This window comes from Sphingopyxis sp. JAI128 (assembly GCF_014207235.1).
In the GTDB taxonomy this organism is placed as follows: domain Bacteria; phylum Pseudomonadota; class Alphaproteobacteria; order Sphingomonadales; family Sphingomonadaceae; genus Sphingopyxis.
This window is the reverse complement of record NZ_JACHDA010000001.1, coordinates 180,772-194,569: the sequence shown is the minus strand read 5'-3', so window position 1 is coordinate 194,569 and position 13,798 is coordinate 180,772. Positions and strand designations below refer to the sequence as shown.

Genomic DNA, 13,798 nt, shown 5'->3' with positions numbered 1-13,798 from the left:
CGCACCGGCGGCTGCATCGTCCTGCGAGACCTGGCTTACGCGCCGCGCGACAGGAAACCGGTCAATTCGGTCTTGTTCACACCGCCCGATTTATCGGCGTCCGCCGAAGCAAAGGCCTGTCCGATCCAAGACGTGACGTCGGCCGATTCGGGATCGACGCTCGGGTCGGTCGCGGTACGAAGCTTTTTCATCCACGCACCGAATTCCGCCTCGTTGAGATCGCCATTCTTGTCCCCGTCATAGGTCGGGAACTCCTGCTCGACGATCTGTGCGATTTGCGTCGGCGTCGCTGCGGTGCCCGACGGTGCCGGCGTACTCGCCGCAGGCGGAGCCAAGGTATCGGGCGTGGGCGCGGGAGCCGGGTTCGCGGTATCCGGCACCGGGGCCGGCTGGGTCGCGGTATCCGGCGCGGGGGCCGGCTGGGTCGTCGTCGGGTTCATCGGATCCGAAGCCGGCGGAGTGGTCTGTGCCAGCGCCGGAAAGCTCGCGGCGGCAGCGCCGATCAAAAGCATCTGTTTCAACATGATTTATCTCCAGTTTAGCGATTATTCCGGTTCCGATTCAGGCTTTTCCTCGTCGTCCGGAGCGGGCTGATCGACCGGCGGGGCCGGATCGGCCGCAGGGGGCGTGTCGCTGGGAACGGCGTCCTCGGTGGGTGCCTCGTCGGTGGGGTTGGTTTCGTCCATGGGGGTGCTGTCGGGCGCCGGAGCGGTGGTATCGACCGGAGCCGGCGGCGTCTGGGTCGTCGGAGCCTGATCCTCGTTCGCCGGGGGCGTGGTCTGGGCGAGAGTGGGGAAACTGATGGCGGCGGCGCCGATCAAAAGCACTTGTTTCAACACATTCATTCTCCTGTATCGGCAACCTTGATTGATCGGTTGCCATTTTTGATGGGGCGAACGACCAACCCGCCATGTTCGGGCTGAGTTGCGAATCCGCGGGGTTTGGCGAAACGCCCCGTCCCTGCTACGGGGCGCCCCGACCCGGTTACGCGGGGATTCCGCGACAAGCCGCCCGAAAAGGAAGGAAATTCAATGGTTCCGCGTTACGCACGGCCGGAAATGACCGCGATCTGGTCGGCCGAGAATCGCTTTCGCATCTGGTTCGAGATCGAAGCGCACGCGACCGACGCGCTTGCAGAACTCGGCACTGTCCCGACATCCGCCGCCAAGGCGCTATGGGACTGGTGGGCAACAAAGCCGGTTATCGACGTCGCCGCGATCGACGCAATCGAGGCGGTCACCAAACACGACGTCATCGCCTTTCTCACATGGGTAGCCGAGAATGTCGGCGACGAGGCGCGCTTCATGCATCAAGGCATGACGTCGAGCGACGTGCTCGACACCTGCCTCGCAGTCCAGCTCAGTCAGGCGGCGGACATTCTGCTCGCCGATCTCGACGCGCTGCTCGAAGCGATCAAGCGCCGCGCCTACGAGCACAAGCTGACCCCGACGATCGGCCGCAGCCACGGCATCCACGCCGAACCCGTGACCTTTGGCCTCAAGCTCGCCGAGGCCTATGCCGAATTCTCGCGCTGCAAGCAGCGCCTGCAAGCAGCGCGCGCCGAAATCGCGACATGCGCCATTTCGGGGGCGGTCGGCACCTTCGCCAATATCGACCCGCGCGTCGAAGCGCATGTCGCGGAAAAGCTTGGGCTGTCCATCGAGCCCGTCTCGACGCAAGTCATCCCGCGCGACCGCCATGCGATGTTCTTTGCCGTGCTCGGCGTCATCGCATCGTCGATCGAGCGCTTGTCGGTCGAGGTCCGCCACCTTCAGCGCACCGAAGTGCTCGAAGCCGAAGAATATTTCTCGCCCGGCCAGAAGGGCTCGTCGGCGATGCCGCACAAGCGCAACCCGGTGCTGACCGAGAATCTGACCGGACTCGCCCGCATGGTGCGCAGCGCCGCCATCCCCGCGATGGAAAATGTCGCACTGTGGCACGAGCGCGACATCAGCCACTCGTCGGTCGAACGATTCATCGGTCCCGACGCGACGATCACGCTCGATTTCGCGCTCGCGCGGCTGACTGGCGTCATCGACAAATTGCTCGTCTATCCCGAACGGATGCAGAAGAATCTGGACCGTATGGGTGGGCTCGTCCATTCGCAGCGCGTGCTGCTCGCGCTGACGCAGGCGGGCGCGAGCCGCGAAGACAGCTACGCGCTCGTCCAGCGCAACGCGATGAAGGTCTGGGAATCGGACGGCCAGCTCTCGCTGCTCGAGCTGCTCAAGGCCGACGCCGATGTCGGGGCAAAGCTGTCGGCCGAGGACCTGACCGCGCTGTTCGACCTGGGCTATCATATGAAGCATGTCGATACGATCTTCGATCGGGTCTTTGGCGCGGCATAGTGGCGCTGGAATCCCGCGCTGATCTGTCTTAGGATCGGCGCGGGACCAGTGAAGGAGCGAGACAAGTGGGAATCCTGCGGACGATCATCTGGATTTTGCTGACTGCCGTACTGGTCATTTTCGCGATGGCCAATTGGCGCGTTGTGACCGTCACGATCTGGCCCGGCTGGGAAGCCGAAACCAAGCTGCCCCTCGTCATCCTTGCAAGCTTCCTGATCGGGAGCGTGCCGATGTGGATCGCGCTCCGCACGACGCGCTGGTCGCTGAAGCGCCGTCTCGACGCCAGCGAGCGGCAGGCGGCGGACCTCCGCGCGCTCGCCAATCGCCCCGTCGAGGTTACGCCCGCGACGGCGCCGGTGAATGATATCCCGCCCGCCCCCACCGACCTTTTTCCATCGGACAAGCCATGACCTCTCCGCTTTATCTCGCCATCGATACCCCGCATCTCGATGCTGCGCTGACATTGGCGCAAAAGGTACGGCGCCACGTCGGCGGGCTGAAGCTGGGACTCGAATTTTTTTGTGCCAACGGGCATCATGGCGTGCATGAAATGGCAAAGCTTGGTCTGCCGATCTTCCTCGATCTCAAGCTCCACGACATACCGAACACGGTCGCCAAGGCGATCCAGGCGCTTCGCCCGCTCGAACCCGCAGTTTTGACGGTCCACGCCGCGGGCGGCCGCGCGATGCTCGAAGAAGCGAAGGCGGTCGCCGGCCTCAACACAAAGGTCGTCGCGGTCACGGTACTGACCAGCCTCGACGCCCCCGATCTCGATGACATCGGCGTCGGCGGCACCCCGCACGACCAGGTCGTGCGCCTCGCCGCTCTCGCTCGCGAATCCGGATGTGACGGCATCGTCTGTTCGGGACAGGAAGTGAAGGCCGCGCGCAAGGCATGGCCCGGCGGCTTTTTCGTCGTCCCCGGCGTTCGCCCCGCGAACGGCAAAATCGGCGACCAGAAGCGGGTCGTAACGCCCGCGCAGGCTATGTCGGACGGAGCCTCGATCCTCGTCGTCGGTCGCCCGATCAGCCAGTCGGCCGATCCCGATCTCGCCGCGCGCGAGATCGAAGCGACGCTTTAGGAGCTTTTATGCCTCCTTTGGTGAAGATTTGCGGGCTGACCACGCCCCAAGGCGTCGATGACGCCATTCGGCTGGGCGCCACCCATATCGGCCTTGTCCATTATGAGCCGAGCCAGCGCCACGTCGACCTGAAAACGGCGGCGGACCTCCGCAAGCACGCCGGTTCGCGCGTGAAAGTCGCTTTGCTGCTCGTCAACGCGTCGCAAAAGCTGACCGGCGAGGCGCTGGGCATGGTGCGGCCCGACATCATCCAGTTCCACGGCAGCGAGACGCCCGAATGGCTTGCGGTCGTAAAGCGACTGGTTCCCGCCGAGATATGGAAGGCGGTGGGGCTGAAGGACGCAGGCACGCTCGAACGGATGCAGCAATATCGTGGCATCGCCGACCGCATCCTGTTCGACGCACCCGCTGCGGCGCTGCCCGGCGGCACGGGAACGCGCTTCGACTGGTCGCTGCTCAAACATCACCGGCATATAATGGATTGGGGTATCGCGGGCGGCCTGACCCCGGCCAATGTCGCGCAAGCGATCGCCGAAACCGGCGCGCCGCTCGTCGATGTCTCCTCGGGGGTCGAAAGCGCACCGGGCGTCAAGGATGTGGACAAGATCGCCGCTTTCCTTAAAGCGGTCGGCCGATGACGACGTTGCAATCCCTCGTCCTGCGCATCGGGAACCGATGGCGCTGATCGCTTGAGACCTGCTCTCCAAGTGAATGCCCACCCGTAACCGATGGATATGACGATGACCGACGCCCCCACCCTGCCCAACAGCCTTCGCTCGGGGCCCGACGACCGCGGCCATTTCGGCCAGTTCGGCGGCCGCTATGTCGCCGAAACGCTGATGCCGCTGATCCTCGACCTCGAACGCCATTATCGTGCGGCGCAGGCCGACCCGGCGTTCAAGGCCGAATTCGATGACTTGCTCAAAAACTATGTCGGCCGCCCCAGCCCGCTGTGGTTGGCGCAGCGCCTCACCGACCATCTCGGCGGCGCGAAAATCTACCTCAAGCGCGAGGACCTCAATCACACCGGCGCGCACAAGATCAACAATTGCATCGGCCAGATCCTGCTCGCCAAGCGGATGGGCAAGACCAAGATCATCGCCGAGACCGGCGCCGGCCAGCATGGCGTCGCGACCGCGACCGTCGCCGCATTGTTCGGTCTCCCCTGCACCATCTTCATGGGCGCGGTCGACGTCGCGCGGCAGCAACCCAATGTGTTCCGCATGAAGTTGCTCGGCGCCGAAGTCGTCGCGGTCGAGAGCGGCGCCAAGACGCTGAAGGATGCGATGAACGAAGCGCTTCGCCACTGGGTCGCGAACGTCCACGACACCTTCTACATCATCGGCACGGTGGCGGGGCCGCACCCCTATCCGCAGCTCGTCCGCGATTTCCAGTCGGTGATCGGCGATGAAGCGCGCGCGCAGATCCTCGAAGCCGAGGGCCGCCTTCCCGACATGCTGATCGCTCCCGTCGGCGGTGGGTCGAACGCGATCGGGCTGTTCCATCCCTTCCTCGACGACGAAGGTGTCGAGATCGTCGGCGTCGAAGCCGCAGGCGAAGGCTTGGACGGCAAGCACGCCGCCAGCCTCGCGGGCGGGCGCCCGGGCATCCTCCACGGCAACAAGACCTATCTGCTCCAGGATGAGGACGGCCAGATCACCGAGGCGCACAGCATCTCGGCAGGCCTCGACTATCCGGGCATCGGCCCCGAACATAGCTGGCTCCACGACATCGGCCGCGTCCGCTACGAACCCGTCACCGATGACGAGGCGCTGGCGAGCTTCCAGAAGCTCACCAAGCTGGAAGGCATCATCCCCGCCCTCGAAAGCGCGCACGCCATCGCCGCCGCCGAACGCATCGCGCCGACGCTGGGCAAGGACAAGATCATCATCGTCAACTGCTCGGGCCGGGGGGACAAGGATATCTTCACCGTGGCCGATGCGCTGGGGGTGAGATTGTGATTCGCGCGTTCGTAAAATGGAGCGTGGTGATCGCGCTTGCGCTTTTTGGGGTCTGGGTGGAGCGATCACTGCCCGACCTGCTTCCTGACCGTCTTGATCGATATCTTATGCTGGTCATAGTCATTATCGCCGTCCAGTTCTTCCTTCTTCCGAAGTTCGACCGCTTGTGGCCCAAGCGTAAAGAAGGATGGGCCGAATGACCCGCTTCACCACCGCCTTCGCCAAACTGCGCCCCGCGCTCGTCGCCTTCATCACAGCCGGCGACGGCGATACCGCCGCGAACCTCGACGCGCTCGTCGAGGGGGGTGCCGATGTGATCGAGTTGGGGATGCCCTTCACCGATCCGATGGCCGATGGCCCGGCGATCCAGCAGGCGAACCTGCGCAGCCTTGCCAAGGGCACGACCACCGCCGACATCTTCGCCATCGCTGCCGCCTTCCGCAGCCGCCATCCCGAAACTCCGCTCGTACTGATGGGTTATGCCAACCCGATGACGATCCGCGGGGGTGACTGGTTCGCGACCGAATGCGCCAAAGCCGGCGTCGATGGCGTCATCTGCGTCGATGTTCCGGCTGAGGAAGACCCCGAACTCGGCCCCGCGCTCCGCGCCGCGGGCGTCGACCTGATCCGCCTCGCGACCCCGACCACCGACACCGCGCGGCTGCCCGCCGTGCTCGACGGAGCGGGCGGGTTTCTCTATTATGTCTCGGTCGCCGGCATCACCGGCCAGCAACAGGCCGCGCAGGCGAGCATCGAGGAAGCCGTCGCACGGCTCAAGGCCGCGACCGACCTGCCGGTCGCGGTGGGCTTCGGCGTCCGCACCCCCGATCAGGCCGCGCAGATCGCGCGCGTTGCCGATGGCGTCGTCGTCGGATCGGCCTTCATCGACATCATTGCCGAGCATGGCGACGCCGCGGCGCCGCACGTCGAAGCCTTCACCCGCACCCTCGCCGATGCTATCCATAGCGCCAAGGAGATCGCCGCATGAGCTGGCTCGACCGCGTTCGCAACGCCCTGCCCTTCACCGCCAAGCGCGATACCGCCGATAATCTGTGGCACAAATGCCGCCAGTGTCAGCAGATGGTGTTCGTCAAGGAATGGGAAGATAATCTGAACGTCTGCCCGCGCTGCGACCATCACGACCGCATCGGCGCGAAGGAACGCTTCGCGCAATTGTTCGACGGCGGGCTGCACGAGATGATCGCCGCCCCCGCCGCACCCGAGGATCCGCTCAAGTTCCGCGACACCAAGAAATATGTCGACCGCATCAAGGCGGCGCGCGCGCAGACCGGCGACCGCGACGCCTATCAGAACGCCTTCGGTCGCATTTCGGGCCAGGGTGTCGTGATCGGCGTGCAGGACTTTGCCTTCATGGGCGGGTCGATGGGGGTCGCCGTCGGCGAGGCCTTTGTCGCCGGGGTCGAGCAGGCGATCAAGCGCGGCACTCCTTATATCGCGATCACCGCCGCGGGCGGCGCGCGCATGCAGGAAGGCACGCTGTCGCTGATGCAGATGCCGCGTGCGACGGTGGCGCTCGCGCGCCTGCGCCGTGCGGGCCTGCCCTATATCGTGCTGCTCACCGATCCCACGACGGGCGGCGTCACCGCCAGCTACGCAATGCTGGGCGACATCCAGATCAGCGAACCCAAGGCGCTGATCGGCTTTGCCGGCCAGCGCGTGATCGAAAATACGATCCGCGAAAAGCTGCCCGAAGGCTTCCAGCGCGCCGAATATCTGCTCGATCACGGCATGATCGACATGGTGGTGCATCGCAAGGATCTGCCCGAAACGCTGGGGCGGTTGATCGGTTATTTGGCGCCCGAGAAGGCGGCTTAGGCAAGCGCAACCGGGACAAGTTTTTCGTCGCCCCGGACTTGATTCGGGGACCATTGGACGGCGCGGAAATGGATGCCGGATCAGTCCGGCATGACGAAGGCGAGAGGCTCGACGACAAAGGCTCAACAATGCCCGACCACGCCCACTCCTCGGACCCCGCGGTCCAGGCACAGCTCGATCGCCTCGCCGCGCTGTCGCCGGGGCGCGACATCCTCGGTCTCGAACGCATCGCCGAACTCTGCGCCCGCCTCGGCAATCCGCAGAATCAGCTTCCGCGCACCTTCCACGTGGCGGGGACCAACGGCAAGGGATCGACCTGCGCCTTCCTGCGCGCGATCCTCGAAGCACAGGGCCGCCGCGTTCACGCCTATACCAGCCCGCATCTTGTGCGATTTAACGAACGCATCCGTCTCGCCGGGACGCTGATCGACGATGGCCTGCTTGCCGTTCTCCTCGAGGAGGTGCTCGACGAAGCCGCCGATCTTCGCGCGAGCTTCTTCGAAGTCACCACTGCCGCCGCCTTTCTCGCCTTTGCGCGTATCCCCGCCGACGATTGCATCGTCGAAGTCGGGCTGGGCGGACGGCTCGATGCGACGAATATCATCCCGCCCCCTTCGGCCGCCGGCATCGCCTCGCTCGGTATCGATCACGAAGCCTTCCTGCTCGCGCCCGAGGCGGGGACCCCCGATGATCCCGCCTTGCGCATCGCATGGGAAAAGGCGGGCATCGTCAAAGCCGGCACACCGGTGGCAACGCTCGCTTACCCCCCGCACGTGCAGGGGATCATCGCCGCGAAAGCTGCCGAGGTCGGTGCGACGATCTTTCCCGAAGGCGAAGGCTGGGCAGTCGAGGCCGACGGCGATCGGTTTCGCTGGACGTCGAAACTGGGCTCGATCGCATCGCTGCTGCACCCGCGGATGCCGGGCGGGCACCAGATGCACAACGCGGGGCTTGCCATTGCGATGCTGCGCCTGGCGCCCGGTCCGCAACCGAGCGACGAAGCGATCGCGCGCGGCGTCGCGGACGCCTTCTGGCCGGGCCGCCTGCAACGCCTCGAAGCCGGTCCCCTCGCCAGCCTGCTTCGCGGAAACACGGATATCTGGCTCGATGGCGCGCACAATATCGACGCCGGCCTCGCGCTCGCGCGCCAGTTCGCGGGCGAGACGCGGCGTATCCACCTGATCACGGGCATGCTCGCGAACAAGGATCCCGCCGCGATCGTCGCGCCATTGGCGGCCCATCTCGCCAGCGTCACGGTCGTTCCCGTGCCGGGGCACGCGTATCATGCCGCCGAGGCTTTTGGCGCCGGCGCAAAAGCCGCCGCATCAGTCGCCGACGCGCTGCGCGGGCTCGACGCCGATCCGGCGCGAGATGTCGTCCTGATCGCCGGCTCGCTCTATCTCGCCGGCGAAGTCCTCAGCGCGAACCGGCAGTTTCCGGACTGACGGCCTGCGCCGAAGCTTCCGGTACCTCGACCTCCCCCGCGGTCCCGATCGAGCGATCGACCAGCCCCGAGCGCATCATCCACCAGAAGATCAGGATACCGGGAACTGCTAGCGCAGTCGTCAGCAGGTAAAAGTCCACATAGCCGAACGCTTCGATCAATTTGCCCGCGCTGGTCCCGGTCAGGAAGCGCCCGAGAATGCTCGCCGCCGCAGAAAAGAGCGCGAAATGGGTCGCGGTGAAGCGCAGGTCGGCAAGCGCCGACAGATAGGCGACGACGCAAACGCCGCCGATCCCGCTTGCGAAATTCTCGAATCCGATCGCGCCGGCCATCCCCCAATTGCAGTGCCCCGCCGCGGCCAGCCCCGCAAAGCTGAAATTGGAAATCGCCATCAGGACAAGGCTGAGCAGCACCGACCGCTTCATGCCGAGCCGGGCATAGATAATGCCGCCGACGAACACCCCGGCGAGCAGTGCCCAAAAGCCCAGGCCGACGTCGTAGAAGGCAATTTCGTCGTTGGTATAGCCCAAATCTTCGAACAGCAGGCGGAAGGTCAAATTGGCGAGCGTGTCGCCAATCTTGTGGAGCAGCAGGAAGAAGAGGATCAGGATCGCGCCCTCGCGCGAGAAGAACTCGGCGAGCGGGCCGACCGCGCCCTTGTCGGGCGCCTGCCCTTCGCGCGACCTGGTCGGCAGAACCACGAGCGCCGCGATGACGAGCGCGCCGACGGCCAGTGCGGTGCCCAGCAGCGTCGCGCCGACATAGGCGGCGATCGTCGCCCAGTCGATCGCCAGCACGGCGGCGAGCGCCAGCGCCGGCAGCGCGATGATCCAGTTCACCTGCCCGCTCCGCCCGATATCGCGCGCGCGGCGGGCCGAGAGGTCGAACAGCGGGAACAGATAGCCGACAAGCACCATCAGCGTGAGGATGTCGACATCGAGCCATTGATCGACCTGCCGCGCGACGAGGAAAGCAATCGGGAAACTGAGGATGAAGATCGCGTAATATCTGCGCGAGAGATAAGCCGGCCAATGACGCTCGATCTTGCGTTCGGGTTCGCCCATCACCAACCCGGTGATGATCGCGGGCAGGACCAGAGCGGCGCACACCATATAGGCGACGCCCCAGCCCGCGCGCTCGGCAACGACCAGCGCCAGCGCGCCCGCCACTGCCGCGCCGATACGCCAGCCATATTGCGACATGCCCGACCCAGTCCCCAATTGTTCGGGCGCAAGCAGTTCGATGCGATAGGCGTCGATGACGATATCGAACGTCGCGCCGGCCAGACCTACCGAGATCGCGGCCAGCGCCACGACCGCGAGCGACGCCGTGGGATCTAGGTTGCCCAGCACCGTGACCGCGAGGAAGACCAACGCGCCGACGAGAATCAGCCACGACCGCCGCTGGCCGATGCGCCCGAGGACTGGAATGCGAAAGCGGTCGATCGCCGGCGCCCACGCCCATTTGAGATTATAGGCCAGGAAGGTCAGTGCAAAGGCCGTTACCGACGATTTCTCGATCCCGTCCTGCGCGAGGCGCGTCGTCAGCGTCGCGCCGATCATCGCAAACGGGAAACCCGACGATATGCCGAGGAACAGCGCGGCGAGCGGGGCTGGCTCGAGATAGGGGCGCAAACTGTCGCGCCAGCTCTTCGGTGCCGGCATCGCCGCATCTGTCGACATGATATTCCCCTTTGCCGCGCGCCGATCGGTCATCGCCGGTTTTACCAACGGCCTAAAGCTTCGGGGATAAATTGGAAGCGGCTAAATCGCCGTCGATCGGTCCTCTGCGCTCGCCCCGCCGCATCTCAGGCCGCGGCGGGACGCCAGAAGGTCGTCAGCCCGGCCACCTTGCGCGGTGCCTGATTCTTGCAGGCCATTGTCTCGACCGCCTTCAGCGCCGAAACGAGCGCCGATGCGCTGTGCGGCTTGCCGAGACAGGCGATCGCGATCTCTTCGGCGTCGGCGGGACACTGCCCCGTCACCAGCAGCACCGGAATCCCTCGGTCGCGCGCGAGCCGGGCCACTTCGCGTCCGGTCATATGCCCGGCAAGACCAAGGTCGAGAACCACCGCATCCACTGCCTCTGCGGCCAAGATTGCGACCGCGGCCTCTCCCGAATCGACCGTCGCGACAATGTCGTACCCGCCGATTTTCAGCGTATGCTCATTGTCGAAAGCCGTCAGCGGATCATCTTCGATGATCAGCAGGCGCTTGATGCAGGTCGGGCGGTGGCCAAAGAGCATGAGGACTCCCTTTAACGTCGCCATGACTCGCTCCGTTCCTCCGTGCAAGATTGCTTCTGCTTGCCATCGACGAAGCGACACTTTTCCGGCTATGAGCGTGCTCACAAGGCAACACTATTCTCCGACAATAACGACAAGAAAGCCGCATCCGTTCCCATGAACACCCGCCGCCCACCCCGTACCGCATCGCGCCCGGCGCCCAAATCCGCCGGCGATCGCGACGCTCCGAAAGGTCGCCGCGCCGCGCGCGGCGCCGCATCCGTGCTCAAACCGAAACCGGCCGAGGCCGAACGCGAGGACGGGCCGCAGCGGATCGCGAAGCTGCTGGCGCGCGCGGGTGTCGGTTCGCGCCGCGACGTCGAACGGATGATCGAAGAAGGCCGGATCGCGCTGAACGGCGAGACGGTCGCCCAGCCCGCCCCCCTGCTCGCGTCGCTCGACGGGCTGACGGTCGATGGAAATCCAGTTGCGAAGCCCGTGTCGACGCGCCTCTATCGCTTCCACAAGCCCGCGGGCTGCATCACCGCGGCGCGCGATCCGAAGGGGCGCAAGACGATCTATGACCTGTTGCCCAAGGATCTGCCGCGCCTCATGCCGGTCGGGCGCCTCGACTATAATACGGAGGGGCTACTGCTGCTCACCAATGACGGCGAGTTCAAGCGGCGGCTGGAATTGCCTGCGAGCGGGGTCGAGCGTACCTATCGCGCGCGCGCCTTCGGCGATATCAGCCAGGCGGAGCTCGAGGAGCTTGCGATGGGGATCGAGATCGACGGGGTCCGTTACGGCAAGATCGATGCCAATCTGGAACGCCGGACGGGGCGCAACCAATGGATCGAAATGACGCTGACCGAAGGGAAGAATCGCGAAGTCCGCAAGGTGCTCGAACATTTCGGCCTGCAGGTCAGCCGGCTCATCCGGACGCGCTATGGCGCTTTCGAACTGGGCGGCATGCCGATCGGCGCCGTCGATGTCGTACCGCGCGACGAATTGTTCAAATTCCGGCGGCAGATGGGGTGATGCGGATTATCGCGGGGGAATGGCGCGGCCGCAAACTGCTCGCGCCCAAAAATGATGCGACACGCCCGACCGCGGACCGGACCCGCGAGACGCTGTTCTCCATGTTGACGAGCCGCCTCGGCAGTTTCGAGGGGCTCGTCGTCGCGGATCTCTTCGCGGGTTCGGGCGCGCTCGGCATCGAGGCGCTGTCGCGCGGTGCCGGACAATGCCTGTTCGCCGAACAGGACCGCGATGCGCTCGATGCGCTGCGCAAGAATCTCGGGACGCTGGGCGCCGCGGCGCGCGCCGATATTCGTGCCGGCTCGGTCCTGGGCCTTGGCCCGGCGCGGCGCAGTTACGACCTGCTGATGATCGATGCTCCCTATGACACGGGCGCGGGCAGCGTCGCGCTCGACAAGCTCAATCGCCTTGGCTGGATCGGCCCCGACAGCTGGATATCGATCGAGACTGCGCACGATGAGGGCGTGGATATCGCAGGCTTCGAGATCGACGCGACCCGCAAGGTCGGCAAGGCGAAACTGACGCTGCTCAGGCCGGCTTAGGGGCCCGGCGAACCATCAGCAGGCCTAGCCAGCTTATCACGCCTGCGAGCGCGAGGTACAGCCCGACCGTCGCGGTTCCGCCGCGTTCGGCAAGCGCCTGCGCGATGATCGGCGCCATAGCGCCGCCCAATATGCCGCCGGCGTTGAACGCCACCGACGCGCCCGTGTAGCGAAGCTGGACGGGGAAGAGTCCCGTCAGCCAACTGCCCAGCGGCCCATAAACGAGGCCCATGACGAACAGCGCGGACGCGAGGCCGAGGAAGACGAGCGGCCAGCTTCCCGAGCCCAGCGCGGGGCCGAACAGGAAGCCGACGAGCATCGTTGCGGCACAGCCCCATGTCAGGACCTTTTGTTCGCTCGACGCATCGCTCCAATAGCCCGCGAAGACGATACCGATCGCCATGAACAGGATCGCGCCGAGCTGGACCAGCAGGAACTGCTCCTTCGGATATCCCAGCGCCATCGTCCCGTGACCGAGCGCGAAGCTCGTCGCGAGATAGAAGATGGCAAAGCAGGCGACGACCGCGAAAGTCCCGGCAAGCGTTGCGACCAGATGGTGCCGGAGCAGGTCGCCGAGCGGCATCGCCACCGGCGCCTTCTTATCGAGTGCCGCGGCGAAATCGGGCGTCTCGCCGATCTTGAGCCGCACCCACAGCCCCAGCCCGACGAGGATCGCCGACAGAAGGAACGGGATGCGCCAGCCCCATGCCGTGAAATCGGCGTCGCTCAGCCCCAGACCGAGCAGCAGGAACAGGCCGTTGGCCGCAATGAAGCCCACAGGCGCACCCAATTGCGGGAACATGCCGAACCGCGACTTCCATCCCGGCGGCGCATTCTCCACCGCCAGCAGGGCCGCGCCGCCCCATTCGCCGCCCAGGCCAAAACCCTGCCCAAAGCGCAATATGCAGAGCAGGAGCGGCGCAACCCACCCGACCATCGCATAGGTGGGCAGGAAGGCTATCAGCAAAGTCGACGCGCCCATCAGCATCAGCGATGCGACAAGAGTCGACTTGCGTCCTATCCGGTCGCCATAATGGCCGAACACGACCGCGCCGACCGGCCGCGCGAAAAACGCGAGCCCGAAAGTCATGAAGCTGTACATCAGCTGCGCCGAATCCGAACTTTCCGGAAAGAACAGCGGTCCGAAGACCAGCGCCGCCGCGGTGCCGTAAATATAGAAATCATAAAATTCGACCGCGGTGCCGACGAGGCTCGCGGTCAGGATACGCCGATGCGTGCGATAGGGTGCAAGATCCAAGGTCGATGGCCCTTCCCGGTTTTGGCTCGGCCCGCTTTGGGCACGATGGGGTGCCGCGCGCAAGGC

General features: G+C 65.3%; 16 protein-coding genes. 11 read left to right on the top strand and 5 right to left on the bottom strand.

What is annotated here, in order from left to right:
• Positions 1 to 35: 35 nt before the first annotated feature.
• Both HDC35_RS00870 and HDC35_RS00865 read right to left on the bottom strand, forming a co-directional pair.
• Entirely contained in the window at positions 36 to 524 is a 489-nt protein-coding gene (locus HDC35_RS00870; RefSeq protein ID WP_184642996.1) for a calcium-binding protein, read from the bottom strand.
• A 21-nt stretch (positions 525 to 545) separates the two neighbouring features.
• Positions 546 to 839: a hypothetical protein gene (locus HDC35_RS00865; protein ID WP_184642995.1), complete on the bottom strand. Its 294-nt coding sequence runs from the start codon at positions 837 to 839 to the stop codon at positions 546 to 548.
• A gap of 192 nt (positions 840 to 1,031) precedes the next feature.
• Between HDC35_RS00865 and purB the strand changes: the two genes are divergently transcribed.
• From purB to HDC35_RS00820, 9 genes are all read left to right on the top strand, one after another.
• On the top strand, positions 1,032 to 2,348 hold the full coding sequence (gene purB, locus HDC35_RS00860; protein WP_184642994.1) for an adenylosuccinate lyase: 1,317 nt from the start codon (positions 1,032 to 1,034) through the stop codon (positions 2,346 to 2,348).
• A 65-nt stretch (positions 2,349 to 2,413) separates the two neighbouring features.
• Positions 2,414 to 2,758 carry a LapA family protein gene (locus HDC35_RS00855; RefSeq protein WP_311770694.1) on the top strand — a complete coding sequence of 115 codons (345 nt, stop codon included), beginning with the start codon at positions 2,414 to 2,416 and terminating at the stop codon, positions 2,756 to 2,758.
• A complete protein-coding gene (gene pyrF / locus HDC35_RS00850; protein ID WP_184642993.1) occupies positions 2,755 to 3,429 on the top strand; it encodes an orotidine-5'-phosphate decarboxylase in 675 nt (224 codons plus the stop codon). The genes HDC35_RS00855 and pyrF overlap by 4 nt, the downstream gene beginning before the upstream one ends.
• 8 nt (positions 3,430 to 3,437) lie before the next feature.
• On the top strand, positions 3,438 to 4,067 hold the full coding sequence (locus HDC35_RS00845) for a phosphoribosylanthranilate isomerase (RefSeq protein ID WP_184642992.1): 630 nt from the start codon (positions 3,438 to 3,440) through the stop codon (positions 4,065 to 4,067).
• A 102-nt stretch (positions 4,068 to 4,169) separates the two neighbouring features.
• Positions 4,170 to 5,390: a tryptophan synthase subunit beta gene (gene trpB / locus HDC35_RS00840; RefSeq protein ID WP_184642991.1), complete on the top strand. Its 1,221-nt coding sequence runs from the start codon at positions 4,170 to 4,172 to the stop codon at positions 5,388 to 5,390.
• Positions 5,387 to 5,590, top strand: coding sequence for a hypothetical protein (locus tag HDC35_RS00835; protein WP_184642990.1), 204 nt, complete (start codon positions 5,387 to 5,389; stop codon positions 5,588 to 5,590). The genes trpB and HDC35_RS00835 overlap by 4 nt, the downstream gene beginning before the upstream one ends.
• The gene (trpA, locus tag HDC35_RS00830; protein ID WP_184642989.1) at positions 5,587 to 6,378 is read left to right on the top strand and encodes a tryptophan synthase subunit alpha; all 792 of its coding nucleotides are present in this window, start codon (positions 5,587 to 5,589) and stop codon (positions 6,376 to 6,378) included. The genes HDC35_RS00835 and trpA overlap by 4 nt, the downstream gene beginning before the upstream one ends.
• Positions 6,375 to 7,226, top strand: a complete 852-nt coding sequence (gene accD, locus HDC35_RS00825; RefSeq protein WP_184642988.1) for an acetyl-CoA carboxylase, carboxyltransferase subunit beta — start codon at positions 6,375 to 6,377, stop codon at positions 7,224 to 7,226. The genes trpA and accD overlap by 4 nt, the downstream gene beginning before the upstream one ends.
• Positions 7,227 to 7,354: 128 nt before the next feature.
• Entirely contained in the window at positions 7,355 to 8,671 is a 1,317-nt protein-coding gene (locus HDC35_RS00820; protein WP_184642987.1) for a folylpolyglutamate synthase/dihydrofolate synthase family protein, read from the top strand.
• Here HDC35_RS00820 and HDC35_RS00815 read toward each other — a convergent pair.
• Positions 8,643 to 10,352: an AmpG family muropeptide MFS transporter gene (locus HDC35_RS00815; RefSeq protein WP_184642986.1), complete on the bottom strand. Its 1,710-nt coding sequence runs from the start codon at positions 10,350 to 10,352 to the stop codon at positions 8,643 to 8,645. The two genes, HDC35_RS00820 and HDC35_RS00815, sit on opposite strands and share 29 nt — an antisense overlap.
• Before the next feature lie 125 nt (positions 10,353 to 10,477).
• On the bottom strand, positions 10,478 to 10,939 hold the full coding sequence (locus HDC35_RS00810) for a response regulator (protein ID WP_260397390.1): 462 nt from the start codon (positions 10,937 to 10,939) through the stop codon (positions 10,478 to 10,480).
• Positions 10,940 to 11,176: 237 nt separating this feature from the next.
• Between HDC35_RS00810 and HDC35_RS00805 the strand changes: the two genes are divergently transcribed.
• Complete coding sequence (locus HDC35_RS00805; protein ID WP_311770693.1) at positions 11,177 to 11,932, top strand: pseudouridine synthase; 756 nt, start codon at positions 11,177 to 11,179, stop codon at positions 11,930 to 11,932.
• Positions 11,932 to 12,474, top strand: coding sequence for a 16S rRNA (guanine(966)-N(2))-methyltransferase RsmD (gene rsmD, locus HDC35_RS00800; protein ID WP_184642984.1), 543 nt, complete (start codon positions 11,932 to 11,934; stop codon positions 12,472 to 12,474). Before HDC35_RS00805 ends, rsmD begins: the two co-directional genes overlap by 1 nt.
• Here rsmD and HDC35_RS00795 read toward each other — a convergent pair.
• Positions 12,461 to 13,732: an MFS transporter gene (locus tag HDC35_RS00795; RefSeq protein ID WP_260397389.1), complete on the bottom strand. Its 1,272-nt coding sequence runs from the start codon at positions 13,730 to 13,732 to the stop codon at positions 12,461 to 12,463. The two genes, rsmD and HDC35_RS00795, sit on opposite strands and share 14 nt — an antisense overlap.
• Between the last annotated feature and the right edge of the window lie 66 nt (positions 13,733 to 13,798).

Coding starts and splice junctions, on each gene's coding strand:
- HDC35_RS00870 (WP_184642996.1), bottom strand. CDS start 524: ATGTTGAAACAGATGCTTTTGATCGGCGCTGCCGCCGCGAGCTTTCCG.
- purB (WP_184642994.1), top strand. CDS start 1,032: ATGGTTCCGCGTTACGCACGGCCGGAAATGACCGCGATCTGGTCGGCC.
- pyrF (WP_184642993.1), top strand. CDS start 2,755: ATGACCTCTCCGCTTTATCTCGCCATCGATACCCCGCATCTCGATGCT.
- HDC35_RS00845 (WP_184642992.1), top strand. CDS start 3,438: ATGCCTCCTTTGGTGAAGATTTGCGGGCTGACCACGCCCCAAGGCGTC.
- trpB (WP_184642991.1), top strand. CDS start 4,170: ATGACCGACGCCCCCACCCTGCCCAACAGCCTTCGCTCGGGGCCCGAC.
- trpA (WP_184642989.1), top strand. CDS start 5,587: ATGACCCGCTTCACCACCGCCTTCGCCAAACTGCGCCCCGCGCTCGTC.
- accD (WP_184642988.1), top strand. CDS start 6,375: ATGAGCTGGCTCGACCGCGTTCGCAACGCCCTGCCCTTCACCGCCAAG.
- HDC35_RS00820 (WP_184642987.1), top strand. CDS start 7,355: ATGCCCGACCACGCCCACTCCTCGGACCCCGCGGTCCAGGCACAGCTC.
- HDC35_RS00815 (WP_184642986.1), bottom strand. CDS start 10,352: ATGTCGACAGATGCGGCGATGCCGGCACCGAAGAGCTGGCGCGACAGT.
- HDC35_RS00810 (WP_260397390.1), bottom strand. CDS start 10,939: ATGGCGACGTTAAAGGGAGTCCTCATGCTCTTTGGCCACCGCCCGACC.
- rsmD (WP_184642984.1), top strand. CDS start 11,932: ATGCGGATTATCGCGGGGGAATGGCGCGGCCGCAAACTGCTCGCGCCC.